Origin of the sequence: Polaromonas sp. JS666 (assembly GCF_000013865.1) — a bacterium.
In the GTDB taxonomy this organism is placed as follows: Bacteria; Pseudomonadota; Gammaproteobacteria; order Burkholderiales; family Burkholderiaceae_C; genus Polaromonas.
The window spans coordinates 512,108-536,676 of the sequence record NC_007948.1 but is presented as its reverse complement, the minus strand read 5'-3'; the positions used below and the strand labels follow the sequence as shown (position 1 = coordinate 536,676).

General features: G+C 58.3%; 30 protein-coding genes, 1 tRNA gene and 2 pseudogenes. 15 read left to right on the top strand and 18 right to left on the bottom strand.

What is annotated here, in order from left to right; genetic code table 11:
• Window positions 1-31: 31 nt before the first annotated feature.
• Together BPRO_RS02625 and BPRO_RS02620 are read right to left on the bottom strand one after the other, a co-directional pair.
• Window positions 32-1,126 carry an enolase C-terminal domain-like protein gene (locus tag BPRO_RS02625; RefSeq protein ID WP_011481501.1) on the bottom strand — a complete coding sequence of 365 codons (1,095 nt, stop codon included), beginning with the start codon at window positions 1,124-1,126 and terminating at the stop codon, window positions 32-34.
• Window positions 1,123-2,046, bottom strand: a complete 924-nt coding sequence (locus BPRO_RS02620; RefSeq protein ID WP_011481500.1) for a 2-dehydropantoate 2-reductase — start codon at window positions 2,044-2,046, stop codon at window positions 1,123-1,125. Before BPRO_RS02620 ends, BPRO_RS02625 begins: the two co-directional genes overlap by 4 nt.
• A gap of 138 nt (window positions 2,047-2,184) precedes the next feature.
• Here BPRO_RS02620 and BPRO_RS02615 point away from each other — a divergent pair, with 138 nt between their 5' ends.
• On the top strand, window positions 2,185-2,775 hold the full coding sequence (locus BPRO_RS02615; protein WP_011481499.1) for a TetR/AcrR family transcriptional regulator: 591 nt from the start codon (window positions 2,185-2,187) through the stop codon (window positions 2,773-2,775).
• A gap of 102 nt (window positions 2,776-2,877) precedes the next feature.
• On the opposite strand, the gene BPRO_RS02610 is transcribed toward BPRO_RS02615, so the two are convergent.
• Window positions 2,878-4,302 carry a sigma-54 interaction domain-containing protein gene (locus BPRO_RS02610; RefSeq protein ID WP_011481498.1) on the bottom strand — a complete coding sequence of 475 codons (1,425 nt, stop codon included), beginning with the start codon at window positions 4,300-4,302 and terminating at the stop codon, window positions 2,878-2,880.
• Between the two features lie 454 nt (window positions 4,303-4,756).
• On the opposite strand from BPRO_RS02610, the gene BPRO_RS02605 reads away from it, so the two are divergent.
• The 4 genes from BPRO_RS02605 to BPRO_RS28340 all read left to right on the top strand — a co-directional run bounded on the left by BPRO_RS02605 (window position 4,757) and on the right by BPRO_RS28340 (window position 7,643).
• Window positions 4,757-5,023 (top strand): DUF485 domain-containing protein, encoded by a 267-nt coding sequence (locus tag BPRO_RS02605; protein ID WP_011481497.1) that lies wholly within the window; start codon window positions 4,757-4,759, stop codon window positions 5,021-5,023.
• Window positions 5,020-6,546, top strand: a complete 1,527-nt coding sequence (locus tag BPRO_RS02600) for a solute symporter family protein (RefSeq protein ID WP_011481496.1) — start codon at window positions 5,020-5,022, stop codon at window positions 6,544-6,546. Before BPRO_RS02605 ends, BPRO_RS02600 begins: the two co-directional genes overlap by 4 nt.
• Before the next feature lie 24 nt (window positions 6,547-6,570).
• Complete coding sequence (locus tag BPRO_RS02595) at window positions 6,571-7,260, top strand: haloacid dehalogenase type II (RefSeq protein WP_011481495.1); 690 nt, start codon at window positions 6,571-6,573, stop codon at window positions 7,258-7,260.
• A 152-nt stretch (window positions 7,261-7,412) separates the two neighbouring features.
• On the top strand, window positions 7,413-7,643 hold the full coding sequence (locus tag BPRO_RS28340; protein ID WP_011481494.1) for a DUF2798 domain-containing protein: 231 nt from the start codon (window positions 7,413-7,415) through the stop codon (window positions 7,641-7,643).
• Between the two features lie 431 nt (window positions 7,644-8,074).
• On the opposite strand, the gene BPRO_RS28335 is transcribed toward BPRO_RS28340, so the two are convergent.
• From BPRO_RS28335 to BPRO_RS02575, 6 genes are all read right to left on the bottom strand, one after another.
• A complete protein-coding gene (locus BPRO_RS28335) occupies window positions 8,075-8,326 on the bottom strand; it encodes a hypothetical protein (RefSeq protein WP_011481493.1) in 252 nt (83 codons plus the stop codon).
• Between the two features lie 79 nt (window positions 8,327-8,405).
• Window positions 8,406-8,546, bottom strand: a complete 141-nt coding sequence (locus tag BPRO_RS29390; RefSeq protein WP_011481492.1) for a hypothetical protein — start codon at window positions 8,544-8,546, stop codon at window positions 8,406-8,408.
• A gap of 528 nt (window positions 8,547-9,074) precedes the next feature.
• On the bottom strand, window positions 9,075-9,332 hold the full coding sequence (locus BPRO_RS02590) for a hypothetical protein (RefSeq protein ID WP_011481490.1): 258 nt from the start codon (window positions 9,330-9,332) through the stop codon (window positions 9,075-9,077).
• 320 nt (window positions 9,333-9,652) lie between these two features.
• Entirely contained in the window at window positions 9,653-10,195 is a 543-nt protein-coding gene (locus BPRO_RS02585) for a GlcG/HbpS family heme-binding protein (RefSeq protein WP_011481488.1), read from the bottom strand.
• Window positions 10,196-10,221: 26 nt separating this feature from the next.
• On the bottom strand, window positions 10,222-11,088 hold the full coding sequence (locus BPRO_RS02580; RefSeq protein WP_011481487.1) for an alpha/beta fold hydrolase: 867 nt from the start codon (window positions 11,086-11,088) through the stop codon (window positions 10,222-10,224).
• 48 nt (window positions 11,089-11,136) lie between these two features.
• Window positions 11,137-11,691 (bottom strand): carboxymuconolactone decarboxylase family protein, encoded by a 555-nt coding sequence (locus BPRO_RS02575; protein WP_011481486.1) that lies wholly within the window; start codon window positions 11,689-11,691, stop codon window positions 11,137-11,139.
• Window positions 11,692-11,812: 121 nt separating this feature from the next.
• Here BPRO_RS02575 and BPRO_RS02570 point away from each other — a divergent pair, with 121 nt between their 5' ends.
• Window positions 11,813-12,724: a LysR substrate-binding domain-containing protein gene (locus BPRO_RS02570; protein ID WP_011481485.1), complete on the top strand. Its 912-nt coding sequence runs from the start codon at window positions 11,813-11,815 to the stop codon at window positions 12,722-12,724.
• On the opposite strand, the gene BPRO_RS02565 is transcribed toward BPRO_RS02570, so the two are convergent.
• Complete coding sequence (locus BPRO_RS02565; RefSeq protein ID WP_157045710.1) at window positions 12,721-12,945, bottom strand: hypothetical protein; 225 nt, start codon at window positions 12,943-12,945, stop codon at window positions 12,721-12,723. The two genes, BPRO_RS02570 and BPRO_RS02565, sit on opposite strands and share 4 nt — an antisense overlap.
• A 62-nt stretch (window positions 12,946-13,007) precedes the next feature.
• Window positions 13,008-13,931: a LysR family transcriptional regulator gene (locus BPRO_RS02560; RefSeq protein WP_011481483.1), complete on the bottom strand. Its 924-nt coding sequence runs from the start codon at window positions 13,929-13,931 to the stop codon at window positions 13,008-13,010.
• Between the two features lie 117 nt (window positions 13,932-14,048).
• Here BPRO_RS02560 and BPRO_RS02555 point away from each other — a divergent pair, with 117 nt between their 5' ends.
• The 6 genes and pseudogenes from BPRO_RS02555 to BPRO_RS30820 form a co-directional block, all read left to right on the top strand.
• The gene (locus tag BPRO_RS02555; RefSeq protein ID WP_011481482.1) at window positions 14,049-14,798 is read left to right on the top strand and encodes an SDR family NAD(P)-dependent oxidoreductase; all 750 of its coding nucleotides are present in this window, start codon (window positions 14,049-14,051) and stop codon (window positions 14,796-14,798) included.
• 54 nt (window positions 14,799-14,852) lie between these two features.
• The gene (locus BPRO_RS02550; protein ID WP_011481481.1) at window positions 14,853-15,389 is read left to right on the top strand and encodes a carboxymuconolactone decarboxylase family protein; all 537 of its coding nucleotides are present in this window, start codon (window positions 14,853-14,855) and stop codon (window positions 15,387-15,389) included.
• A gap of 23 nt (window positions 15,390-15,412) precedes the next feature.
• The gene (locus BPRO_RS02545) at window positions 15,413-15,838 is read left to right on the top strand and encodes an EamA family transporter (protein WP_011481480.1); all 426 of its coding nucleotides are present in this window, start codon (window positions 15,413-15,415) and stop codon (window positions 15,836-15,838) included.
• A 96-nt stretch (window positions 15,839-15,934) separates the two neighbouring features.
• On the top strand, window positions 15,935-16,351 hold the full coding sequence (locus BPRO_RS02540) for an EamA family transporter (RefSeq protein ID WP_157045709.1): 417 nt from the start codon (window positions 15,935-15,937) through the stop codon (window positions 16,349-16,351).
• 41 nt (window positions 16,352-16,392) lie between these two features.
• Complete coding sequence (locus BPRO_RS30355; protein WP_049764063.1) at window positions 16,393-16,650, top strand: hypothetical protein; 258 nt, start codon at window positions 16,393-16,395, stop codon at window positions 16,648-16,650.
• A 15-nt stretch (window positions 16,651-16,665) separates the two neighbouring features.
• Window positions 16,666-16,761 (top strand): annotated as a pseudogene (locus BPRO_RS30820) (AhpC/TSA family protein); the annotation flags it as partial.
• A gap of 49 nt (window positions 16,762-16,810) precedes the next feature.
• Here the strand turns inward: BPRO_RS30820 and BPRO_RS02530 are convergent.
• Together BPRO_RS02530 and BPRO_RS02525 are read right to left on the bottom strand one after the other, a co-directional pair.
• Window positions 16,811-17,329: pseudogene (locus BPRO_RS02530) on the bottom strand (transposase); the annotation flags it as partial.
• A 132-nt stretch (window positions 17,330-17,461) separates the two neighbouring features.
• A complete protein-coding gene (locus tag BPRO_RS02525; RefSeq protein WP_041388257.1) occupies window positions 17,462-18,319 on the bottom strand; it encodes a LysR family transcriptional regulator in 858 nt (285 codons plus the stop codon).
• Window positions 18,320-18,403: 84 nt separating this feature from the next.
• On the opposite strand from BPRO_RS02525, the gene BPRO_RS02520 reads away from it, so the two are divergent.
• The 3 genes from BPRO_RS02520 to BPRO_RS02510 all read left to right on the top strand — a co-directional run bounded on the left by BPRO_RS02520 (window position 18,404) and on the right by BPRO_RS02510 (window position 19,607).
• Window positions 18,404-18,784 (top strand): tautomerase family protein, encoded by a 381-nt coding sequence (locus BPRO_RS02520; RefSeq protein ID WP_011481476.1) that lies wholly within the window; start codon window positions 18,404-18,406, stop codon window positions 18,782-18,784.
• 10 nt (window positions 18,785-18,794) lie between these two features.
• Complete coding sequence (locus BPRO_RS02515; RefSeq protein WP_041388255.1) at window positions 18,795-19,046, top strand: hypothetical protein; 252 nt, start codon at window positions 18,795-18,797, stop codon at window positions 19,044-19,046.
• 354 nt (window positions 19,047-19,400) lie between these two features.
• Window positions 19,401-19,607: a dodecin gene (locus tag BPRO_RS02510; protein ID WP_011481474.1), complete on the top strand. Its 207-nt coding sequence runs from the start codon at window positions 19,401-19,403 to the stop codon at window positions 19,605-19,607.
• 224 nt (window positions 19,608-19,831) lie between these two features.
• Here BPRO_RS02510 and BPRO_RS02505 read toward each other — a convergent pair whose 3' ends face one another.
• The 5 genes from BPRO_RS02505 to BPRO_RS02485 form a co-directional block, all read right to left on the bottom strand.
• Window positions 19,832-20,521 carry a DUF2894 domain-containing protein gene (locus BPRO_RS02505; RefSeq protein ID WP_198140974.1) on the bottom strand — a complete coding sequence of 230 codons (690 nt, stop codon included), beginning with the start codon at window positions 20,519-20,521 and terminating at the stop codon, window positions 19,832-19,834.
• A 70-nt stretch (window positions 20,522-20,591) separates the two neighbouring features.
• The gene (locus tag BPRO_RS02500; protein WP_011481472.1) at window positions 20,592-21,254 is read right to left on the bottom strand and encodes an OmpA family protein; all 663 of its coding nucleotides are present in this window, start codon (window positions 21,252-21,254) and stop codon (window positions 20,592-20,594) included.
• Window positions 21,251-23,422 carry a DUF802 domain-containing protein gene (locus BPRO_RS02495; protein ID WP_011481471.1) on the bottom strand — a complete coding sequence of 724 codons (2,172 nt, stop codon included), beginning with the start codon at window positions 23,420-23,422 and terminating at the stop codon, window positions 21,251-21,253. Before BPRO_RS02495 ends, BPRO_RS02500 begins: the two co-directional genes overlap by 4 nt.
• Window positions 23,419-24,102, bottom strand: a complete 684-nt coding sequence (locus BPRO_RS02490; RefSeq protein ID WP_198140973.1) for a DUF3348 domain-containing protein — start codon at window positions 24,100-24,102, stop codon at window positions 23,419-23,421. Before BPRO_RS02490 ends, BPRO_RS02495 begins: the two co-directional genes overlap by 4 nt.
• A gap of 381 nt (window positions 24,103-24,483) precedes the next feature.
• Window positions 24,484-24,560, bottom strand: a tRNA-Met gene (locus BPRO_RS02485).
• Window positions 24,561-24,569: the final 9 nt, after the last annotated feature.

Sequence of the window (24,569 nt, the reverse complement as noted above, 5' to 3'; positions counted from 1 at the left end):
ATCCTGTGTTCCTCGACAAGGGCCTCACGACTCACACTTTCTGGTAGTGCTTCACGGCGCCCAGATCCCAAGACAGGCCGTTGCCAGGCCGGTCGGGCGCTGACAGGCAGCCGTCCACCACTTTCAGCGGCTCCTGCAGAATGGCGTCGGCCCAATCGACGTACTCGATCCAGTGTGCTGTAGGCGTGCCTGCCAGCAGGTGCGCACTGACTTCGGGAAACAGGTGCGACGAAAATTCAATGCCAGCAACATTGGCAAGCGCCGAGGCATCGATCCAGCCACTCACGCCGCCGATGCGTTCCAGGTCCGGCATGACAAAGTCGCAGGCGCGCTGCGCCAGTGCCTGGGCCATGGCACGAGGGCCGGCAAAGTTTTCCCCAATCTGGACGGGTGTGCGCAGCAAGGCGGTCAGTTCGGCACTGGTGGCGTAATCGTCATGGCGAACCGGTTCTTCAATCCAGTACAGGCCCTCATCATCAAGCTGCTGGCATCGCTCGACAGCAGCGTTGCGGCTTAACGCCTGGTTGAAGTCGGCCATCAGCGCAATCCCGGCTGGTAGGGCTTGCTTGACAGCCCGCACGGCGGCCAAGTCGTCTTTGGCCAGCGGGCGCCCCAGGCGCATTTTGATGGCATGAAACCCCTCACTGACCAGTTCCAGGGCCTCATCGGCCGCGGCCCGCGCGTCCAGCAAACCCAGGCCGTTGCTGTTGTAGGCGGGGATAGGCCTGGGCTGGGCGCCCAGTAGCGTTGCAAGTGGCAGCCCGGCGCAAATGGCCAGCGCGTCCCAACAGGCGATGTCAATCCCCGCCATGAGCATGGACACGATACCGCGTGCGCCCAGGAGGCGAAACCGCGCTTCCAGCGCACGCCGCACCGCGGCGGGCGCTGCCGTTTTCCCCACAAGCTCGGCGTTGATGTCGCGTACCAGCGCAAGAGCGGCCGCGCCGGCCGCTTCAAGGTAGCAGAACAGGTACGCACGGCCCGTAATGCCTTCTTCTGTTTGCAAGTCCAATAGCAGCAGTGGTGCCTGTGTCACCCGCATGGCGCTGGTGCCAAGTGCCCGCCGCATGGGTACAACCACCAGTGTTGCTTCAATGGCCCGCACCGTGAGATGTTGCGGGCTCATGCAGTACGCCCCTCACTGTGCACAGACAGAATATCAAGGATGGCCCGATTGCAGGGCGTGGCCACCCCGAGGCGGGCGCCCCTGTGCACCACGTCGCCGCTGAGCCACTGCACTTCGAGACGGCTTCCGCGCTCAATATCCCCGTGCATGGAGGAAGTCATCGTCGCCGGTAGCTGGTCGCAAAAAGCCAGGCGGTTATTTGCGTAGTCTTCGGCCACTTGCACGCCGTCAGCCCGTGCGACTCGCACCACCTCATCCATGACGTCCCTCAAAAAGGCGCGTGCACGTTCGTTGGCACGCACCGTGCCTATGGGTGTTCGCGTGACGGTCGTGGTGCCCGACAGGCCGACCAGGAATACAAATTTTTCCCATATCGTCTGACCGATGCGGTCACTGATTTCCACATCAATGCCGGCCTCAACACAGGCATCGCGAAAACGGGCCACACGTGCAGTGCTTGTGCCGTCATACTCTCCGAACACCAGCTTTTGCATCGCGCCCGAATGCCTAATGAGGCCGGGCTCGGCTATCGTCGCCGCGATATAGCAGACGCCGCCTATGACATGGGCCTCGCCCAGAGTCTGGCGAAGGATGTCGTCCTTGACGACACCGTTCTGGAATGACACCACGGCCGTATGTTCGCCAATCAGCGGCTTGATGGCCTCAGCGGCCTCGGCCGTATCCCACAGTTTGACGCCAAACAGCACGATATCAGCCGGCCCTATGTCCGCGGGTGTATCGGTAACGCTGACCTTCTTAAGGTGCAGGTTGCCGAGAGGACTTTCCACACGCAAGCCCGTGTCCCGGATGGCCGCAAGCTGCCGGCCACGCGCCACAAAGCTCACGTCATGGCCGGCCTTGGCAAGACGCGCCCCGAAATAACCACCCACACCACCGGTTCCCATGACAGCGATACGCATTTTTTCTCCAATTAATGAACGATCAATCAAGAATTAATGGAGTATAGAGTGAGAAAATTGCGTGTCAATAGCTTATAAATTTATCCATTAAACATTTCATTAAGCTATTTATTGAATACATAAACTATAATTTTTTGCATGGGAAGAACACGGGAATTTGACACCGATACGGCGCTGGATGCCGCAACAGATACCTTCTGGCACCAGGGGTTTGAAGCGACACCGATGCAGGACCTGTGTCGATCCATGAACCTCGGGCCCGGCAGCATTTATGCCGCATTCGGTGATAAGCGAAACCTTTTTCGCCAGGCGCTGCACCGCTACATGGACACCGTGTCAATGCAGGCTCTGGAGAGGATCAACAGCGCCCCCTCGGGTCTGCAGGGCATACGCGGCTATTTCGAGCACCTAGTGGACGCCATGATTGACGGCAAGCGGCGTTGGGGCTGCCTCATGACAAATTCCTTGGTCGAGTTCGCGTCACGCGATCCCGAGTTGGCCGTGTTGTTTCAACTGCATCTAGCCCGACTGGAAACGACCTTTGCGGCAGCGTTGACACGTGCCCGCGCCGCCGGCGAATTGCGACCGGACGTCGGGCCTGAAGCAGCTGGTTACCTGGTCGCCGTGGTGCAGGGTATGAACGTGTTGGCCAAGACCAAACCGGGTCGCCGCACGCTCGAACGCATCGTGGAAGTCGCCGTGGCCGGGCTTGCATTGCCGTCATCATAATTTGGGTGGTTTTGCGCAACCAATACACACGGCCTGAATCAGCCGTAGCATCACCCCCCCCGATATTCTGGAGAATAGTCTTGGGCGACCGCAAATAACTTGTCATGCTGCGTTCAGCTTGCGAACCACAGTGGATTGGCTGAGATTTAACTGCTTGGCCACGGCGCGTGTATTGCCATATTTCTTGAGCGCCTCTGCGACAAGTTGCTTTTCAAATTGAGCCACTTTGGCGCGGTACTCAAGCGGGTCTGCGAAGGCCTGGTCCACTGGTGCTATTAGATATTCCGGCAAGTCGATCACGTCAATCAGGTCCGTAGGCGTGGTCACCACCAGGCGCTCGACGATATTGCGCAGCTCGCGCACATTGCCAGGCCACTCGTACGTCAGCAAAGACTTCAAGGCGCGTTCGGAAAATCGCTTGTTGAAACTGTATGAGGCATTTAACTCGTCGAGCGCATGCTCTGTCAGCGGAAAAATGTCTTCCTTGCGCAAGCGCAGGGGCGGCACGCTCAATGGAACCACGTTCAGGCGGTAGTACAGGTCGCTGCGAAACTGGTTGTTGTCCACCATGACTTGCAAGTCGCGATTGGTTGCCGCAATCACCCGCAGATCGACGTGGACGACCCGAGTGCCGCCCACACGCACCACAGTATGGTCTTGCAGCGTCTGGAGCAGCTTGACCTGCAGGTTCATCGGCAGTTCGCCGATCTCATCCAGAAACAGGGTGCCGTGGTGGGCGGTTTCTATCAGGCCTACCTTGCCCTGCTTGAGTGCGCCAGTGAACGCCCCTCCCTCGTAGCCAAACAATTCCGACTCCAGCAACTCGCGTGGAATGGCGCCGCAATTGATTTTGATCAAAGGTCCCTGGCTACGCTGACTTTCCTTGTGAATCTGTCGCGCCAGCACCTCCTTGCCCACCCCCGATTCGCCGCTGATCAGCACCGCCGTATCCACTTTGGCTACTCGCAATGCCAAGCTGGACAAGCGCTGCATGCTCTGGCTTTTGAGCGCCACACCATCGGGTTTGAGGTTTTGCAGACGTAGCTCTTTCATCTCGTTTTCAACACGCTGCAAATCCTCGCGCGTGCGCAGCAATGCCTCCTGCAACTGCACCAGCTCGGTGGTGTCGCGCGAGTTGATGATGACTTTGCGCACCGCGCCCTGGTCGTCGAACAAGGGAATGCCCGTGACCATGATGGTTTTCCCAGTGTGGGTGTGCTGCATGGCAGAAATGCGTTTTCGCTCGGCCGCCACACGGGTTGCAATCACCGGACGTATCCACCCCTTTTTTTCAAATTCTGAAACGTGGTGACCTACCAATTCCTCAGCCTTGAGGTCGTAGTTGCGCTCACAGCCCTCGTTGACCATCAGCGTGATGCCCTTGCCATCGGCCACAAAAATGCCGTCAAACGAGTTGCGATAAATTTCCTCGAAGTCTTTGCAAAGCTGTCGCAAATGCAGCAACTCGCTGATTTCGGTCTTGCTCGACAAGGAATCGGACGTGGATATGTTCTCGTGAGTCTGCATGGTGGGTTGCCTTGCTCGGTGCGGCTTGATTCAAAATTGAATCAAGCCCCGCAAAGCATAGGGCAAGAGCCACGCGAAGCAAATCGCCATAGGCCAAAACAAAGGGTTTTCACGTAGCAAGTTCGCTTGAATGAGCTCATGCAGGGCAATCCTGGTACGCGAGGCGCCTCTGCACGCCGCGTAACCGAGTCTTTAGTGACTCAGTTGATATCAAAAACGCATCAAATCTTCACAAAAAAAACGGCAGACTGCATTCAAGCCATTGATTTCAATAAAGAATTTCCTTGGCACAGTCCCTGCAATATAGGGGCGTCCTGGCAACAGGCGCCGTGAAATCCCGTAAAGGTGATCCCTATAAAAGGAGACAAAGATGAGTTCAAACGATCAAAGTATTGCAGCCCGAGACGCGAGGTATTGGCAAAACGCCGTCAATCTGCCCGCATTCCGCTAGTTAATGGCTGCCAAAAAGAAGTTGCTGGTGCCGATGGTGCTGATGTACTTCGGCCTGTTCATGGGCATGACTTTGTTGGCCGGTTATGCCAAAGGCTTCATGACACAGAAAATCAGCGGTGCGTTCAACATGGCCTACTTGCTGGTGCTGTGCTGCTACTTCATGTGTTGGATCATGGGTGTGATCTACGTGCGCATTGCCAACCGTGATTTCGACGTGATGGCGTCCCGGGCGGTGCATGAGCTCGCGCACGGCAGGGGGCAAGCATGAAATTCATCACGCTGGGCATATTTCTGTTCATTCTGGGCATCACCCTTGCAGTGACTTACTGGGCCGCCAAACGCACCAAAACTACCAGCGAATTTTACGCGGCGGGGGGCAATCTGGGGGCGGTAGAAAACGGCTTTGCACTGGCCGGAGACTGGATGAGTGCCGCCGCTTTTCTGGGCTTTGTCGGCCTGTCCGCGTTGTTTGGCTGGGATGGCGCACTGTATGCGCTGGGTGCGCTGGTGGCTTTCATGACCATCTTGTTGCTGGTCGCCGAGCCGCTGCGCAACACCGGCCGCTACACACTGGGCGACGTGATTGCCTACCGCATGCAACGCCCGCAAGCCCGGGTGGCGGCAGTGGTCGGTACCATTGTGGTTAACCTAGCGTACCTGATTCCGCAAATGGCCGGTGGCGGTGTGTTGATCAAATTGCTGCTGGACATTCCCTACAGCGCCTCTGTGGTGTTTGTCGGCATTGGCATGATTGTGTATGTGGCCTTTGGTGGCATGCTGGCCACCACTTGGGTGCAAATTATCAAGGCGGTGCTGCTGATTTCTACCGCCGTCGTGCTGGTGGTGTGGATACTGGCCCTATTTGGCTTCAACCCGGTGGCGCTGTTTGACGGCATGGAGGCCAAGTACGGCAGCAAAATATTGTCGCCAGGAAATTTCTTCAAGCACCCACTGGATGCATTCTCTCTGGGCATCAGTTTTGTGCTGGGCACCGCCGGCCTGCCGCACATCATGACCCGCTTTTACACCGTGCCAGATGCAAAAACGGCGCGCAAATCGGTCATCTGGCTGATGTTTCTCGCGGGCGGATTTTTTCTTGTCACCACACTGATTGGTTTTGCCTCGGCCCTGCTGGTGGGGCAGGACGCCATACGCGCGGCTGACAAGGGTGGCAATCTGGCGCTCCCCCTGCTGGCGCAATACCTGGGCGGTGGGGTCGGAACTTTGGGCGGACAGATTTTTCTGGCCTTCGTAGCAGCTGTGGCTTTTGCCACCATTTTGGCGGTGGTGGCAGGCTTGACACTCGCCACCTCGGGAGCCATCGCTCATGACCTCTACGTCAACGTCATCAAGCAGGGCGTGCTCAGTGAAAAAGAGCAGGTCAGGGTCGCCCGCGTCTCGGTGATCGGCATCGGCATTGTGGCTACGGTTCTGGGTTTGCTGGCGCAAGGCCAGAACGTGGCGGTGCTGGTGATTCTGGCGATCTCGATCGCGGCGAGTGCCAATTTCCCCATCGTCGTGCTGTCGCTATTCTGGCGGCGCTTCAACACCGGCGGTGTCATAGGCGGCGTCGGCGTGGGTTTGATATCCGCCATCGGGCTGGCACTCATTGGCCCGGCTTTCATGGGCAAGGAAGCGATGTTTCCCATCGTTAATCCGGCCATTGCGAGCATGCCGTTGGGCTTTTTGGGTGCCTACCTCGGGACCCTGCTGGGCGGCAGGAATGCCAAGCTTGAAGCCCACTTTGACCAGGTACTGTTCAAGGCCCAGACCGCCATAGCCATCGATTGATTTTTAAAAGTTTTGGAGAACAGTATGCATGCCATCAAAGCCGTTGTTTTTGACCTGTACGGTACCTTGTACGACGTTTACTCTGTCCGCACCTCCTGCGAGCGCATCTTCCCCGGCCAGGGCGAGATGGTCAGCAAGATGTGGCGCCAAAAGCAACTTGAATACACATGGATGAGAACGCTGATGGGCCAGTACCAAGACTTCGAGAGCGCCACCCTCGATGCGTTGCGCTACACCTGTGGCAGTCTAGGTCTGGCGCTCGATGCAGACGGTGAAGCACACCTGTGCTCGGAGTACCTGAGTCTGACCCCTTTCGCGGATGTTCCACAGGCGCTTCAGCAGTTGCGGGCCGCAGGGCTGAAAACCGCCATTTTGTCCAACGGTTCGCGCCATTCCATCCGCCAGGTGGTGGGCAATTCGGGGTTGACCAACTCCTTCGATCACTTGATCAGCGTTGACGAAGTGCGGCTGTTCAAACCGCACCAGAAAGTTTATGAACTTGCGATGGATACCCTGCACTTGGGTGAATCAGAAATTCTGTTCGTCTCATGTAACTCATGGGATGCGACGGGCGCCAAGTATTTTGGCTACCCGGTATGCTGGATCAATCGCAGCAATGGCGTGTTTGATCAACTGGGTGTCGTGCCCGACATCGTGGTCAGCGATGTGGGCGTGCTTGCCTCGCGTTTTTCGCCGGTAGACGAGGCTGCATAAAATGAAATAACTAGTGCGCGGGGAGTTGCCTCAGTCAGCGCCATGATCAGCGGCTAGCATTCGACGTTGTGCTTGGGATTGGCATAAAGAAAGGCAAGACCGACTCTTATGACCGCAATCTACTTTGAACATTCACTGTAAGCTGAAAAACCGTGATAAAAATCCCCAAAAATTTCGCTCATTTGGTCTACGGTGTCCTCCAATCGGGGCTGACCTGCGCGGTGGCTACTGGCATTTCAAGCGTAGGCTCTACCAGCTTGGAAGCCTACATGCTGCACTGGTTGAAATCTTGGGTATTGTCGTGGCTTTTTATGCTACCAGTTGTCGTGCTGGCTTCGCCGTTAATTCGAAGGTTGGCGGACAAACTCATACATGGCGCTTAGAGAGCGTTCGCTTTCCCTAGCGGCCTGCCGCTATGTAACAAACGAGCCTCTTAGTTTTAAACCGGCTCCTATGGGCGAGACTCCGAAGCACCAGATTGGCCGGGGCATCCGCAGCGGCAGACAAGCCGTCGAGGTTGTACCGAAGCATTACGGGATTCATGAAGGGTTGAAGCACCTGCATGATCCCGCGCACGTCTCGTCGACAGGGGTCGCTTGTTCAAACTCGCCGGACCCTCGACCCTTCAAGATGATGGCCGACAGGGTGCGCTGGATTCTCTCGACGTAGGTCTGCGCGCACGGCCACCCTTCCGCGCCAGCACAAGATGCGATGTCGTAAAGTCGTCGATCGTTGAAAAACAGCCGTGCTCCGCTTTCGCCCCCGGCTTTTGTTGGTGCAGCCTGGGCAGCGACGCCAGCTTAGCAAGTGGCTTTCACCACAGCGCTGAGTCACGCATATCAATGGCGCGTCGTCTGGCCTTCTGCACGTTGCTACGTTTAATAACCGCCGCCACAATCAGGGCTGCCAGGGCAATCGCGGTCATTTCCCACCACACAAGGCTGCGCTGCATGGCGGTGGCAACCACCACTGCCAAGGTGGCCACAGCCGCGGCTACACCCACCAAGGCAAGCGCCCATCGAAACAGAGGGTGACCCCAGGAGGAAGCTGGGCGATTACGAGCCATGGGTAAATTCTAGTGTGATCGGGGCTAGAGCCTGATGCCTAAGCCGGCATTCACGTGTGCGCACCTAACGGGTGCCGCATCAATGCAACATGTTCATCAAAGTTGTTGCATTCCGCTGGCCCTGGTCCTCGTAGTTGTTGTTAAAAATCACCTGCACCTGCACCTGCACCTGCACCTGCACCAGCTCCGCTCTACGTTCCAGATCAAGAATGCTAGGCACCAGCTGCTGCAGTTCGTGCTCTGGGTTGTCGTAAGTTAAACCGGTCAGAAGCCACGGTCACGCCCTTTATGTTCCAGGTCTCGGCATTACGTCCGTGCAGCCTCACAACCGCCAGCTTGGTGCTGGTGATAGCCCAGACGGGCGGCACGCAGTTGCTAAACCCCTGGGGCCCGTCCACCACAACATGGGCAACCCCTACCAGCGTCAAACAGCTGTTGCAGCACATCAACCAGTTCGTCTAGCGCTACAGTTTCAGCTGTCAGCGTTTCGCTGGACGGCAACCCGATTCAATTTTCAGAGACCCGAAAGCGCTGACGTAAACCGTTTCTGTATGTGCGTTTATGCATTGAACCGAACGCTGGCCCCGTAAATGTGGGCGTGATTAGCTGTTGAATATGCAAAACCTAGTTGCAGATGCAACAGGGGGACCCCCGACTCTCACGCCGAAAGATGACCATGAGTGCTGATGGCTACCACATTTGCAATATGGCAGCCACACTTTCAGCCATAGCACCTTACCGGCTCGGCTTAACGGCCCCGATAGAGGTCCTTGAACACGTCAGCCGATTGATTCACATGACCCATGCCGTCTTTGGTCATCTTGTCAGATTTACCTTCTGCCATTTTCATCGTTTCGGCTTTCATGTGCTTTCCATCTTGATCGCTTTTCGTCATTTCCATGTTGGTTTTTTCGTCCATCTTTTGGGTATTTTGTGCATGCGCAAGGAAAGCTGAGGACATTGCAATAGAAGCGGCGAGGATCGAAATAGTGTTGCGAATTTTCATAATAATTTCCGGATTTCAAAGAGGTTTTTCAACAAAGCTGCGGGCTAATATCTGCATGATGGATCTATTGGCGCCGCATGAGCAGCGCGTTATTACGTTGCTTAAAAATTGGTCGGAGTCTGCAGGTTGTTCTTACAAAAAATGTCATCTCCAGGTTTTTCAACATAAAAATCATCGAAAGTACACTGCATGTGCACTATCAAGCAATCAGGCCAGACCGACTCTTCGAAACCATCGCCTCGAATGCCGTTTTCGGGACGCTTTGTTCACGGGACGACGGACGCGGTGTATATCGTCAAAACTCGAAGCGGTGTTTTTGACTATTGATGCAATGCGTTGACACGCTCCTGGATTCGAACCACACCAGCGTGTGCGCAAACCTCGTCGAGTGCTCCACCTGGAGCGCCTCCGACGCCTATAGCCGCGATCGTTTCATCGTTGTGGCGTATGGCTACCCCTCCAGCCAACAGAATGATGTTGGATACAGTTGACAATGCTGGTCCTGTCGGTGTCTTGCTGATCCTTTCGGTCAACTGGCCCGTGCTGATGCTTGCGAATATTGGTCCCAGTGACGCAATCGTATAAGCCTTTTTATAGGCGGTTTCTCGGGTGTGAATAGTGCTGTGATCCCCGCGAAGGAAGGCGCGCTCCACACCAGCGACATCAACAACCGAAACAGACACGCGGTAGCCGCTTGCCTCACAACTGCGCAGCGCTTCCTGGGCGGCCTCTTGCGCCAGTTCCAGCGGAAGCACCTTGCCCGAAAACTGTACCTGGGCTTGCGCTGCTCCCTGTGCGCCGAGTACTACCGTAAGGGCGATCGGGAGCGTCGCAACAACAAGCTTGGATAGTTTCCTATTCATAACTGGTATTCCTGCTAGTACAAATGTCAGAAATAACGCTTGATCAGCGCTGCGATTGCCGGGCAGTCCTCTTCGAGCGCAAAATGACCTGCGTCGAAATAGTGCACTTCGAGGTTTGTCAGGTCACGCTTGAATGCCTCAGCACCGGGCACCCCAAAAAACGGATCCCCCTTGCCCCAGGCCACCAGGCTTTTGGGTTGGCGTTGACGAAAATAGGCCTGCCATTCTTCGTAGAGGGCTACATTGGTTTGGTAGTCCTTGAACAGCGCCATCTGCCTGTCCGCACTGCCGGGGCGATCAAGCAGGGCTTGATCGTGTGTCCACGCATCTGGATTCAGCGAGGCTGAGTTGCGGGCACCTTGCGTGTACTGGAACCGAGTTGTTTGTGCCAATAGCATCTGCCGTGCGCCAGTTTCGTCTCCCCGCAGCCACAGCGGCATGAATACGTCGGCGGCTGCCTGACTCACGCCCTCCATGTACACGTTTGCGTTCTGAAACACCAAGCCGAGCACACGTTCGGGATGAGCAGTGGCCAGGCGTAATCCGATCGGCCCGCCGTAGTCCTGCATGTAGAGGTAGTACGCTTCAATCCCGAACTTCCCCAACAGACTCTGGACGATTTCCGTGAGATGCCGAAAACTGTATTCAAATTCCTGCGCAGATGGCGCATCGGAATAGCCGAATCCGATGTAGTCGGGTGCGATGACGTGAAAGCGATCGGCGAGGAGCGGAATCAAATCCCGGAACATGTGTGATGACGACGGAAATCCGTGCAGCAAAACAATGGTCGGCGCGCAAGGGTCTCCGGCGCTTCGATAAAACACGTTGAGCCCTTCCACCTCCGTGAAATGGTATGAAGTGGACGGGAGGTTTAGGAGTGCAGGGTTCAGCATAATCTGTGTTCTTAAAAATGGGTCGATTGGCAAATGGGCAGATCGTTCTCAGGACGCTGCAACCAGAGGTGCAGTGGCTGGAAAATCAATCTGGGTTCCAGCTACCTCGTTGAGGTAGTTGGTAAAGGTATTGAGCGCAACGGCAAGCACTATTTCGACAATCTCGGCGTCGTCATAGCCGGCTTCGCGTACCGTCGCCAGTTCGTTATCGCTCACATGGCCGCGGTTATGCACCACCTGCGCGGCGAATCGCACAGCCTTATCAGCCTTGGGATCATTCGATGCGCCCTTACGGTTGGCGACAATCTCAGCCTCGTCGAGCTTGGCGACGTTGCCTGCCAAGTAGGTATGGGCTGCTAGGCAGTAGCCACAGCCGTTGATCTCTGCAACTGCCAATGCAATGCGTTCGCGTGTTTGGGCGCTGAGTTTCCCCTTAGACGCCGCGCTGTTGAAATCAACGTACCCTTGTAACGCAGCCGGGCTGTTTGCAACGACGCGAAACAGGTTAGGTACCAATCCAAGTTGCTTGTCGATCGCATTAAGCGCAGCCTGTGCAGCAACAGGCGAAGCTCCGATTGAAGCGGGAGTGTGAAGTCGTGACATCCGGAAATCCTTTTCGTCAGTTGAGAATGGCGCTTTTTTTGCGTGGTGTAATGATGGATCTTCTTGGCTTGCTTGATAAGCCGGGACATTTGATAATCACTTTTCCGAGTTCCGAGAAGGTATGGACAAGATAGAATCGATCACGGCGTTTGTCTCGGTCGCGCGTGCTGGAGGCTTCTCGGCGGCGAGCCGAGAAATCGGTGTGCCATTGGCCACCCTCAGCCGCAGGGTCGCGGAACTCGAAACATCACTGGGTGTGCGTCTATTCCATCGCTCGACGCGCCAGATAGTGCTGACCGAAAGCGGTATTGGCTACTTCGCAGCGTGCCAGCATATTCTTGAGTATCTAAAGGATGCCGAAGAAACGGTTGTTGGTGAGTACCGATCGCCAAAAGGTGAGCTGTCCATAACGGCCCCTGTGGGTTTCGGCAGGCAGCACTTGCAGCCTGTCGCGACAGAGTTTCTTCGCGCTTACCCTGATATCGACCTTCGTCTCTTGCTCGTTGATCGCATGGTTGATCTGGTCGGTGAGCATCTTGATTTAGCCGTGCGCATCAGCACGCTGTCCGATAGCGGTCAGGTTGCTCGATCGGTGGGAGAAATCAAGATGATTGTTTTTGGTGCCCCGGGCTATCTCAAAGCGCGCGGCATGCCGAAGCACCCTTCGGAACTCGTGCGACACAGCTGCATTTCCTGGACTAGCTTGGGGCCTTATAAAGCCTGGCTGTTTCGAGAGGGCGGCCTAGAGGCAATGTTTCCGATTCGCGCTCGCCTGACAACCACTACACCTGAATCTGCCATTACAGCCGCCGTAGCGGAACTTGGGCTGGTCCAGGCGACGTCGTATCAGGCTGAAGATGCAGTGCGATCAGGACTGTTGATCCCCGTACTCAGAGATTTTGAGGCGCTGCCAACGCCAGTTAGCCTTGTATACCCAAGCAGCCGGCTCGTTCCTCTGAAGCTTCGGGTGTTTCTCGATTTTGCGGCACCGCGCCTGGCGGCCCGTTTAGAGTCCGTTGCGAAGACACTCTAGGTTATCTCTCGCGGGTGCCGAGCAACCTGAATGACGTCGGCAGGCTCGGCGCGCAGAGCTGTGGCCGCCACCGATACGCCGGGCTGCAGGCACTGCTGCGCCAAGGCTCGTTTGGCCTCGGGGTCGTAGATGGCGTGGCCGTTGCTCTTGCGGTCCAGCACCAGTATCGGTGCTGGTTGTGTGACGGCGGATTCGGAGGGAGTGCCTGCAGGTGTTGTCATGCAGGCCATGCTCTCAGTGCATCCCTCAGCAGGCAAGAACGGTGCTGGGATGACGCTTACGCCTATTTTCCACTCGTCAGCTCCAATGCAACGTGCTCGACGAACGCCTTGACCTTCGCCGAATGTTTACGCTCAGGCGGGCTCACCATATGAATCGGCAAATGAGGCGACTGCCAGTCAGGCATGACACGGACCACCTCACCACGTGCCAACTCGGACTCGAAAAGCCAAGTTGGCGAATAGCCAATACCCATCCCAGCTGTCACAGCAGAGCGGATCACTTCGCTACTGTTCGTTTGTATGCGGCCCCCCACCCGAACCGCCTTGACAGTTCCGAGCGGTTCAGAAGCTCCGGCCCCGGCTTCAAAGGCCCATAGATTACGGGTGGCTAGCTCGGTATATACAACGCAGTTGTGATTGGACAAGTCCTCTGGATTCACTGGTGCCTTGACGCCTTTGGGCAAGCTTCTTAAGTAATCGCGATGCGCCAAGAGCATTCGTTGCGAGGTGCCTACGCGACGAGCGATCAGCCCACTGTCAGGCAGTTCGCCTATGCGCACCGAGATGTCGATTCCCTGCTCAATCAGGTCGATAAAACCATCATGCAGCCGCAGGTCGATTTTCACACCGGCGTGAGTATCCATGAATGCCTTCACCAAAGGCATGAGTTTGAGACGACCAAAGCCTACCGAGGCGGCCACTCGCAACCAACCACTTAGCCGGCCTTCCCCTTTGCGCAAATCCGACTCGGCCTCGGCGATCTCGCCAACAAGCCTACGTGCCTGCTCGAAATAGCGCTCGCCCTCTTCCGACAAGGAAAGCGACCGCGTCGTTCTGATCAGCAACTTGGTCCCCAACTCTTTTTCCAAAGCCGCAACCTGCTTGCTGATAGCGCTTTGAGTCGCGCGCATCTCGTCTGCCACCGCCGAGAAGCTGCCAGCTTCGACCACACGCACAAAAGTCTTCATTGCAGACAGCTTGTCCATGACACCTCCATATATTCCATTATCTACTAATTGATACAACCAAAACCAGTCTATATCAACTCTTTGGAATCAGTCACAGTTGAGGCTCCTAGCAACCCAACCCACCAAGGAGTCGATATGAACCAACCCACAGTCCTAGTCACCGGCGCTCTGACCGGCATCGGCCGAGCCACAGCCATCGCCTTCGCCAAGCAAGGCGCCAATGTTGTCGTCAGCGGACGGCGTGAAGAGGCCGGTCAGTCTCTAGCAGCCGAACTACGAACGCTCGGCGCAAAGGCAGAATTCATCAAGGCGGATGTCGCTAACGAAGCTGAAGTCAGAAGCCTTGTTGAAAAGGCTGTCAGCCTGTTTGGCCAGCTTGACATTGCCATCAACAATGCTGGCACCGAAGGCGCATTGGGTCCGATCACCGAGCAAAGCACAGAAAACGTTCACGCGACGTTTTCGACCAACGTGCTGGGCACGCTGCTGTCGATGAAGCATGAAATTCGCGCCATGCAGGCCCAGGGCCACGGCTCCATCGTCAACCTCTCTTCCATCGCGGGGAAAGTTGGCATGGCAGGCGCATCGGTCTATGTCGCGAGCAAGCATGCGGTAGAAGGTCTGACCAAAAGCGCCGCTTTGGAGGGCGCAGCCTTCGGTGTTCGCGTCAACGCCGTAGCGCCAGGGCCGGTCCAGACCGACATGCTCGACCGATTTGTGGGTCGAGATGAAAGCGTCAAAGCCGGATTCATGGCGGGGGTTCCGGCAAAGAGGGCCGCGACTGTGGATGAAATCGCTGAAACGATCATCTTCGTCGCTTCCTCCAAAGCCCCTTACCTCACCGGCCAGTCCATCGCTGTGGATGGCGGTTTCACCATTCAATAAACCCGATTCTCAAGTTTCACTTCACTGTTTTTATCAAACCAATAGGAAATCATCATGACCACCATCAACGTTCCCACCCGCGAAAAAGTGTCCCCCGCCAACCAAGCCATTTTTGACAACCTCAAAAAAGCTCTCGGCATGGTGCCAAATCTCTACGCCACCTTTGCCCACTCCGAGACCGCGCTGGCCAGCTATATGGCGTTCCAAAACGCCAAGAGCAGCGTATCGGGCAAAGCTCGCGAGGTGGTAAACCTCGTGGTGAGCCAGGTCAACGAATGCGAGTACTGCTTGGCCGCGCACACCATGCTCGGCAAGATGAACGGCTTCACCGATGAGCAGATCCTCGAAATCCGCCATGGCCATGCCAGCTTCGACGGCAAGTTCGACGCGCTTGCGCGCTTGACCAAAGGCATCACCCAAAACCGTGGCCACGTCGACCAAACCCTTGTCACTGCGTTCTTTGCTGCTGGCTGGACGAAGGAAAACCTGGTCGATGCCATTGTGATCATTGGCGACAAAACCGTGAGCAACTATTTGCACTCGACGACCCAAGTCCCGGTGGATTTTCCTGCCGCCCCCAAGCTCGACTAATCGGCCCACCACTGGAGCGCACCATGCAAAATACCTTACTGCCCCATTCGCCTACATCGCCAACTGGTGAAACGGCAAAACTTGCAGCGGGGATTGCCGTGGGTTTGTTGGCAGCCAGCATCGGCGCGTTCTACACCGTCTATGCACGATGGGGCATTGCGCGAGGGCTCTCGTCGCCCGATCTGACGGCGCTGCACTTTGGAGTGGCGGGACTTGCCATGCTGCCTCTGCTGGTGAAGGCATTTGCCAGCCAGCGAACCGTTTTGACCGAACAATGGCGCGTCTGGATCGCCGTGTCACTGTTGGCTGGAACGCCTTTTGGCTTGCTCATGTTCGGCGCGCTTCAGTTCGCGCCATCCAGCCACGCCGCCGTATTCCCCTTCTCAGCCATGAGCGTGATGGGTATGTTGATTGGCGCTTGGGTTCTGCAAGACCGCATCACGCGCTGAAGGGCTTTGGGCATCGCTGTTGTCCTGCTCGGTCTCGTGTTGGTGTCAGGGATCGACACAGCAACTTTCACAAGTCGGTCGCTGTTGGGAGATGCCATGTTCATCGCGGCAGGAACTTTGTGGGCAGGCTTTGGCGTGCTGCTTAGAAAGCATCGGCTTGACACTTTGCTCGCCACATCGGTCATCGCATTTTCAGCACTTGTGACCCATGTTCCGTGTTACTTCTGGGTAACTGGGGCAAAGGGCCTTCTCGCAACAAGCAGTGAGGTGTTTTGGACAGAAGCGCTGATTCAGGGGCTCCCTGCCGGGACCGGCACACTGTTCACCTACGCCAAGATGGTTTCCATCCTGGGGCCAGCGCGTGCGGCTGTGTTTCCCGCCTTGGCGCCCGGTCTCGCAGCGCTGATGGCTTGGCCCATTCTGGGGCATACCCCAGGAACCTTCGAAGTCATTGGGCTGCTGATAGTCATGGCTGGGCTGCTCTTTGCAGTCACTGGCGCAAGCAAGCGCTAGTTCAACCAATTTCTACTTCATTCAACAACCAGGCAATCAACATGCAAACCGAAACATCACTCTCCACCAAACTCGCAGCCTACAAAGCGGGTTTCGCCAGCCGTGTCGCCCCAGAGCGCGTCGCCATGATGGAGGGTGCAACTGCCAAACTCAAAGAGACTGGCATTGAATTCAGCGCGAAGAAAGCAGGAGACAACGCACCAAGCGTGAATCTGCCCAGTGCAAAAGGCGACATGGTCAGCCTTGAATGCCTGTGGAAAAAAGGGTCTGTGGTCGCCATCTTCTATCGGGGAGGTTGATGCCCGTATTGCAACCTGGAGCTGCGTGCATGGCAAAAGCAACTGCCCGAACTGACTAGCCTTGGCGCAACGTTGGTAGCCATCTCACCCCAGATACCGGACAACTCCCTGAGCACAGCAGAAAAGAATGAGCTTGCATTTCCTGTTCTGAGCGATTCTTCTATGGTTGCCGCAGATGGCCGTGCTTCTGGACTTGCCGGCGAGCCTGGGCGCGCGGCACCTTCAACCACGGGTAGGGTTTGGGCCTTCGTTTTCGCATTCGCGGCTCGATGCGACCGGGCCGATGGCCGACCCGGCATTGGGTGATCAACGTGAACAGCGGCTGGCAATCCTTCGTGGCAGAAAGGCCTCGCGCCACCCACTCCGTCCACAGTTGCACCGTGTGCTTGAAGCTCAGGCCGCGCGGGTCTACGTCTGCATTGCAGGCAGCCTGTGCCATGAGCAATCGGATCACGTTGTAGGCCAGCAGATGAACCCACAGCTGTTTCTCGTTCATCTGCGGCGTCTGGCAACTCAGTACGTCCATGCCTGTGGTGGTCTTGAGGTTGCGCAGGTCCAGCTCGACGTTCCATCGACGCGCGTACAGCGCCGAGAGATCGGCCTTGCTGACCCGTCGATGATCGAGCAGCGTGGTGACCAGCACCTGGTGGGCGACTTTGACTTCCCGCAGCGTAATCTCCCTGCGGAGCTGGACAGCCGTGGCACCAGCTGCCTGCGCCAGCGACGATCCGGGACGGACCGGCGCGTCGAAGTCTCAAGTCGCCGCTCTGGGCCCTCGACGCGCCGAAAGCAGTCGCGCTGGGAGCGTTGGCTAGCCGCGCACCGCGCTCCTGAAGGCAGCCGAAAGCGCGGCAAGCGCATCGCGCGACCGGCCGTCCTTGACCCTTGAGTGAAGCAGAACCGGCAAGCGCGGTAAATCGGGAAGCCCGAGCTTGGGGCCCACGTCAACTGCGCCAAATGGCAGCATGCGCGGAGCCAATGCAGCAACGCCCAGCCCGGCCATGACGGCCGCCGCGACTGCCGCAACGCCGCCGCCGACGAAAATTTCTATCCAGGGCACGGCTGCCGCATCGAGAAACTGCCCGGCCATCGCACGCACGCCGCAGGGCTCGGCCAGCGTGGCAAGCGGCAGGGGCTCGCCCGCGCGATGCTGCCAGCTTGGCGCTGCGAACCAGCCGAATTTTTCTTCGGTCAGAATTTCCCCGTCGCTGCGCCCGACATGCAGGCGGACGATCACCGTGTCGAGTTCCCGCCGGTCGAAGCTTTGAAGCAGGTCGCCCGACGATCCGATCCGGATTTCGATCAACAGCTGCGGGTCTTGCGCGTTCATGCGCGCGATCAGCGCGGGGAGCTCCGGCCCCGCAACATGGTCGCTGATGCCGATGGTGAGGCGCTGCCGGGCTCCGGCAAATACGGCGAGCGCGCGATCGTGTACCTCCAGGAGCTCGCGGGCGTGTTCAAGGAAGGCTGCGCCCTGCGCCGAAAGCTGCACGTGCCGGGGCGTCCGCTCGACGAGCCGGCAGCCGAGCCTCTCTTCGAGCCGCTTCAGCTTCAAGCTGACCGCGGCCTGCGTCGTCCGCATGGCTTCAGCCGCGCGCGTGAAGCTGTCAAGCTCGGCGATGCGGATGAAAGCCTCGATGGCATCTAGGTCGAGGGGGCGCTCCATCATTTTCATTCATTATCACTGATATAAGTATCAATAGCATATCAAAATAGATAACATGAAGCCAGCACAACATGGAAAGGACTCCCGATGCCACTGCTTCATATCTCACTGCGCGCCGGAAAGCCGGAAGCCTACCGGCAGGCGATCTTCGACAGCCTTTACTGCGCGATGCGCGAAACCTTCAACGTGCCCGAGGACGACCAGTTCATGAGCATCAGTGAGCATGACGCGGCGAACTTCCGCTACGGCGCGTCTTATCTTGGCGTCGCCCGGAGCGACGATCTCGTGTTTATCCAGATCACCGCGAACAACACCCGCACCGTGGAACAGAAGAAAGCGCTGTTCCGGCGGATCGCGGAGCTGCTTGGCGAAAGCCCCGGCATCCGGCCGGAGGACGTGTTCGTGAGCCTGGTCGAGGTCGCGAAAGAGAATTGGTCCCTCGGCCACGGCCTCGCGCAATACGCTTGAGGCGATTGCGTTGAACGCGGCCGCAGTTTGCGGGCTGCTGGTCGCTTTCGTTCCCGAGCGCCTGAACAATGCGCAGGTCTGCGCATTCTCCCTGCTGGCTGCCATCCAGGCAAGCCAGCAAGGTCAGCCGCCAATCCATTTCACGGCCGCGGTGATGATGTTCGTGCTTCTGGGCTGCGTCGCCCGCTTTTGTGCGAACAAGACTCTCGCCTATTTGCCGCAGGAGCACGAGCGTCTGAAGGAGCGATTCCGACGGCGCTAGCCGCAATACGGTTCGTTTAAGTTATTCACCCTGAATCGGAATGACGAAAACCTTGACTTGTCATTGCGGGCCCGACCCGCAATCCATGGATCCCGAATCAGGTCCGGAATGACAAACCAGGGGGCAAGGGCTTCACTGAACCGTATTGGGGCCAGGAAGCCGCGACGCGATCGGAAAGCAGCCCAATCGATGAAGGGCCACCCCGGCATGCATGGGTAGATTCGCTTGCCTTCATCGATTGGGCTCGGTATTTTTTGCGTCTGCAGCGCCGGCACTGACTCACGGCCTCATGCTTGTGGTTCCAATACAAAACCCTTAAGCTTTGACAGACCGATCAACTCCTGGGAGCGACACATGAGCAGCCATGTTTACAAGCAGCTTGAACTCACCGGTTCCTCCGCCACCAGCATTGAAGATGCCGTGAGCACCGCCATTGCCAAGGCACATGAGACGGTGCGCAACATCCAGTGGTTCACCGTCACCGAGACGCGTGGCCATGTGGTCGACGGCAAGGTCGCGCATTGGCAGGTTTCAATGAAGATCGGATTCACGCTGGAATAGCCGCCAGGGCAGAGACATTGCGGCGTGCCGGCAAGGGGCGCCATCAATGAAGCGGCCTCGACTTGGTCTCTCCAGCCCGAGTCTTCAGCTTAGGGCGTAAGGCCGATTTCGCTGCAAAGGCGTCATCGGCGGATTCTGCGTTGACCGACTGCAATGCAGCAGCGAAACCGGACTTCAGGTCGGCCACGACAGGCAGCAGGACCCAGGTCACATGCGACTCGCCTTCATTTCTTTTGCCGGCTTCGACGCGCCGGTTTCGCCTTCACCGGCGTGTATTTCTGGTTCGCCTGATCGAGCCACAGCAAGGTATCCACATGCGACAGAAAGCGCCGCAGGTAGTCGGGTGACAGCTTGCGCATCAACGCGAGGGAACGAAGCACAAGCATGTGCGAATTCAGCGGGCCGGCGTTGACAGGCCCTCGCCCGACGGCTTGGTCCACCTGGTCTTCGGCAGCAATCCTGGACCACACCTCCCTGAAGCGACGAACGCTCGCCATTTCAGAAACGGCCTCCATGTCGCTGACCAGACTGCTCCCAGGACCGCTCCCCAGGCGGCGATCGATGGCGTCCTGCTTCACGTTCTGGATGTACTGGTTCAGCTGGGCCAGCGGCGCGCAGGGTCTGGTGAACGCCGATTGCGCGCCCAGCCGGCGCATGCCCCCGTAATCGCCTGCCGCGAAAAGCCGCTGCAGTTCACGGGCCAGGTCCGGATGCTTGGCTGACAGGCTCGCCAACTCGTCGCTGGCCGCCTTCTGCGCCTGCCTGAAGCGTTCGCCATAGTCCGCCAGCGCAATTTTGAGCTTGCCTTCCAGGATGCGTCGCACCTCGCCTGGCGCTGTGTCCATACGCTGCGACAGCAGCTCCAGGTAATGAAAGCGCGCGGGATCGAGGCGCTGGGCTCCTTCGTTTCGCAAGGACGCATGCCACGACAGCAGCGACTTTTCTCCATCCCGCTGCGAATGCGGCATTTCGGCGCGACCCGACTCACTCATGGGCGGAAGGGGTGGAGGGTTTCACATTGGCGGACTTGGGCACCGGCGCCATTTCCACGCGCCGGTTCAGCGCGCGTCCCTTTTCATCCGTGTTGGAGGCCACCGGCTGCTCTGCGCCAAAGGCCGCGGCAAAGGCCCGGGACGACGGCATGCCTTCTTCGATCAGGGCACGGGTCACCGTCAGGGCACGCTGGGCCGACAGCGCCAGGTTGTCCGCAAAGCGCTGGTTGCCCTCCTGGATGGGCTTGTCGTCGGTAAAACCGCTCACCATCAACAGTTCATCGCGCTCACCCAGGTACACCTGCAACGGGGGCACGAGACTCTTCAACAGCAGCCGGCCGTCGGGACGCAACTGGTCCGAGTTCAGGGGGAACAATACGCTGCCACTGATGCCAATGCGTCCGTTGTTCAGCGTGACCCGGCCCGTTGCCAGCGGAATGGCCAGGGCCTTTTCCAGGGCGATGCGGCGCTGCTCCTCCACCCGGCGCTTTTGCACCTCCGCCTCCAGGTTGGCCATCAGGTCCATCTGGACCACCAGCACCCCGACCAGGATCAGCACGAAAGCGCCCAGCAAGCCCGACATCAGGTCCCCGAAAACGGCCCAGACCGGCGCGGTCTGCTCCATGCCGTCGCCCCTTTCGTCAAGGTCGATCATCCCGCGACTCCCTCGGACTGCGAGGCTTGCTTGCTGTGGAGCTGGCGCAGGTCTTCGACAATGCCCTGCTGCGACGTGATGCTGAGGTCGATGACCTCGCGCGCCTGCGCCACGTAGTAGGCAAGTTGTTCGTCACTCCGCGCCATGGACTGGTTCATGGTGCCCTCCATGCGCTGCAGGCTTTCAATCAGCTTCTCGTTGGTCGCGTTGAAAAGCTGGACGCCATGATTGAAGGATTCGCCCAGGCTAGCCAGCTCGACCGCGCTGCCGGTGAGGTGCGCCGCCATGTCCTCCGCCTTGCCGGCCTGTGCCCCCAGCGTTTCAGCAAACTGGCTGCCGGCCTTGTCCAGCACAGCTGCCGCCGAACCCACCAGCGACTCGATCGCCGCACGCTGTTCACCCGAGGCCTGGTGGATGGTCTGGAGCAGCGCCCTGATTTGTTCCACCAGGCCGGTGCGCTCTTCGAGCGCGAGGTTGTCTCGCTCGGTGAGCCGGGTCATTTCCTGCCGCAATTGCGCAATCACTTCCGCAGCGGCCTGGGGCACTTCAGAGGCCGTTTGCATAAGCCGGGTCATGGGTGTTTCCAGCGCGGCGCCCAGCGTGGCCAGATGACTGGCCAGTGCCGCCTGCAGTTCGCCCAGCCGCTCGACGGCGGCGTTGCCGCGCGTTGCCTCTTCTTCCCTGAGCGCATCGAGTTCCGTGCGCCACACACTGGCCAGCTGGTCCATGCGGTCGCCGTGCTGCTGCATCCAGTCGGCCTCGGAGTCGATGCGCGAACGAATCAGCTCCTCCGAGTGGGTCGACAGTCGTGCAATGTCGTCCAGGGTCCGGCTCGCCTGATGGCTGGCGCGTTCGGTAATCTCACCGGCGGTTTTCTCCAGCGTCAGGCAGACTGCTTGCTGCTGGGCGAGCGACTGCGCCCCGACACGCTGCCATTCGCCGTGCAGCGTGGCCGCCATGGACTCCAGCGCCTGCGTCCAGGCCTGCAGCCTCTGCCGATCCGACGAGGCCTGGTCCGATTGCGACCTGGACACGGCCTCGTTGACCGTGGCCAGCAACACGCCTGAGCGCTGCTCGAAGGTGTCCGTGAAGGCCGCCAGTGCCCGGTCCAGGCCATTGACCTGGCTTTCGCTGGTCCGCGCATGGTTCTGGAGAGCCGTCGTCCAGGTTTCGGACACGGCTCGGGCGGTGGCGCTGAACTGGGCCGAGAGGCCCGTCAACTGCGTCTGCGCTGCGTCGCTCACGCGCTCGTGCAGGCGCTTCGATTCCTGCGCAATTTCCGTCATCGCCGCCTCGACCACGGGCTTGATGCTCTCGCCCGCCACCCTTGCGCTGGCCGTCAGGCTGTCTTTCAGGGACTGCCCGACGGTGTCGGCCAGACCGGTGTAGGCGACGCTCACCTCACGGTGGAACTGCGCCTGACTGCCCAGCAGCTGCTCGTTCAACTGCTGGCTCCGGCGTTCCATTCCCTCCATCATGGTCTGCAGCTTGTCGACCACGTCGGGCAAGGCGTGCGCCTGCACCTGCAGCGCCTTGAAGGTTTCCTGACGCTGATGGGCGAGCGAAAACGGCCGAAAGACGGTCGCAATACGGGAGTCCAGCTGCCGCGCGACGTCTACCCTCTCGCGGCGGCTGATGGCCGACAGCAGGCCCAGCATGGCCGACGCGGCCACCCCGGCCACCGAGGTGCCAAATGCAAGCCCCAGGCCCTTGATCGGTGCGGCTAGCGCCGACCGGATGGCGTGAAGATCCGTCGAGCCCTCCAGAGCGAACACGGCCCCCTTGAAGGTCACGACCATGCCCAGGAAGGTACCGAGCATCCCCAGCATCACCAGCAGCCCCACCAGGTACGGTGTCAACGCAGGGCCCGGCAAGGCGACCCGTTCGCCCTCGATCCGCAAACGCACGGAATTTTGCAGGGAAGGGGGTACGCCGACTAGCCAGACGCCGATGTCCGGCAGCGGCTGAGGAATGTCGGCAAGCGCCGCCGCCAGCGAGGCTGTGGCAGCGCGAAACTGTCTGAGTTCGAACGCGCCCAGCAAATAAACCCCGGCAATCACCGCCGTCATGACCAGGGCCATCCAGCTCGAACCGACAAACCCCAACCCCACCCAGGTCACGGTCATCAGACCGATGGCGAAGGCGACTGCAAAAAAAATCCTGTTCATTGGTACGTCTTAACCTCGTTGCTGAATGCTTCAATCAATCCCACGACCGGCTGCAGCCGGACCTCCAGTTCCGCCAGCAAGACCTCCTGCACCTCCTTGCCGAAGACGTCCAGCCACCCGCCCGGTTGTCGCCACGAAGCCAGGGCGTCCTGCTGCTGCGCAGCGTCGAGCCCGAGCTGACGGGTTTTACGCAAGTGCCCGAAACGTCGCTCAAGCAGCACAGGCACCGTTGACAGCAGTTTTTGCTCCCGACCACCGAACATCTGCTCCATCACAGCATCGAAGGTTGCCAGCTGCCCGAGTTGGGGAGATACCTTCGCGATGGCTTGCCGGACATGGGCACGCAATGCATCAATCCTCAATGCCATGTGGCGTTGTTGGTCGAGATAACGCTGGTGATACGGTGCATACCCAGCGTCCGTTTCCGTTCCGCTGGCAGGGGATGCACTGCTTGCCGTGATGGCCTTCACCAGGGCTGTTCGCACCCGATGAAATTCTTCTTCCAGAGCGAAGGTTCTGGCCAGCAGCCGATCCGATGGTTTCTCTTCGTCAACCGTCTTGATCGACTGGTGCGCCGCATGGAGCGTGATGCCATCGAAAACGTCCAACCACAGGCCCAATCGTTCCGCAAAGTCCTGCCTCGACGCCTCAACATCCACGGAGGCCAAATCACTGAGCAAGCGAACGAGTCTTGAGCTGCTGAAATTCCTGGGCAAATACATTCCTTTGACGTTGAAACGTGGGAACAAAGTCTGTCGGACTCTACATAAGTAGCCAAAGTCATCGAAAACATGGCCCCTGTCGAGACCACCACCGCAGACACCGCAAAAAGACGCCTTTGAAATAAGGTCTGTCGGAACTTGAACCGAACCGCCCCCTACGACCAGAAACGCTCATCAGTCGGTCAGTGACACGGCTACCTACAGAAATAGCCAATGGTCACTGCTGAATTTTGAGAAATTTTGTGGCACAGGCTGGGCACGATATGGGCACAGAGTGGGCACAAAGCAAAACGCCCACATGAAGTGGGCGTTTGCTACCAGCCTTGACGGCTTGGATGTTGGTTGCGCGGGCAAGATTTGAACTTACGACCTTTGGGTTATGAGCCCAACGAGCTACCAGGCTGCTCCACCGCGCGATATGTCTC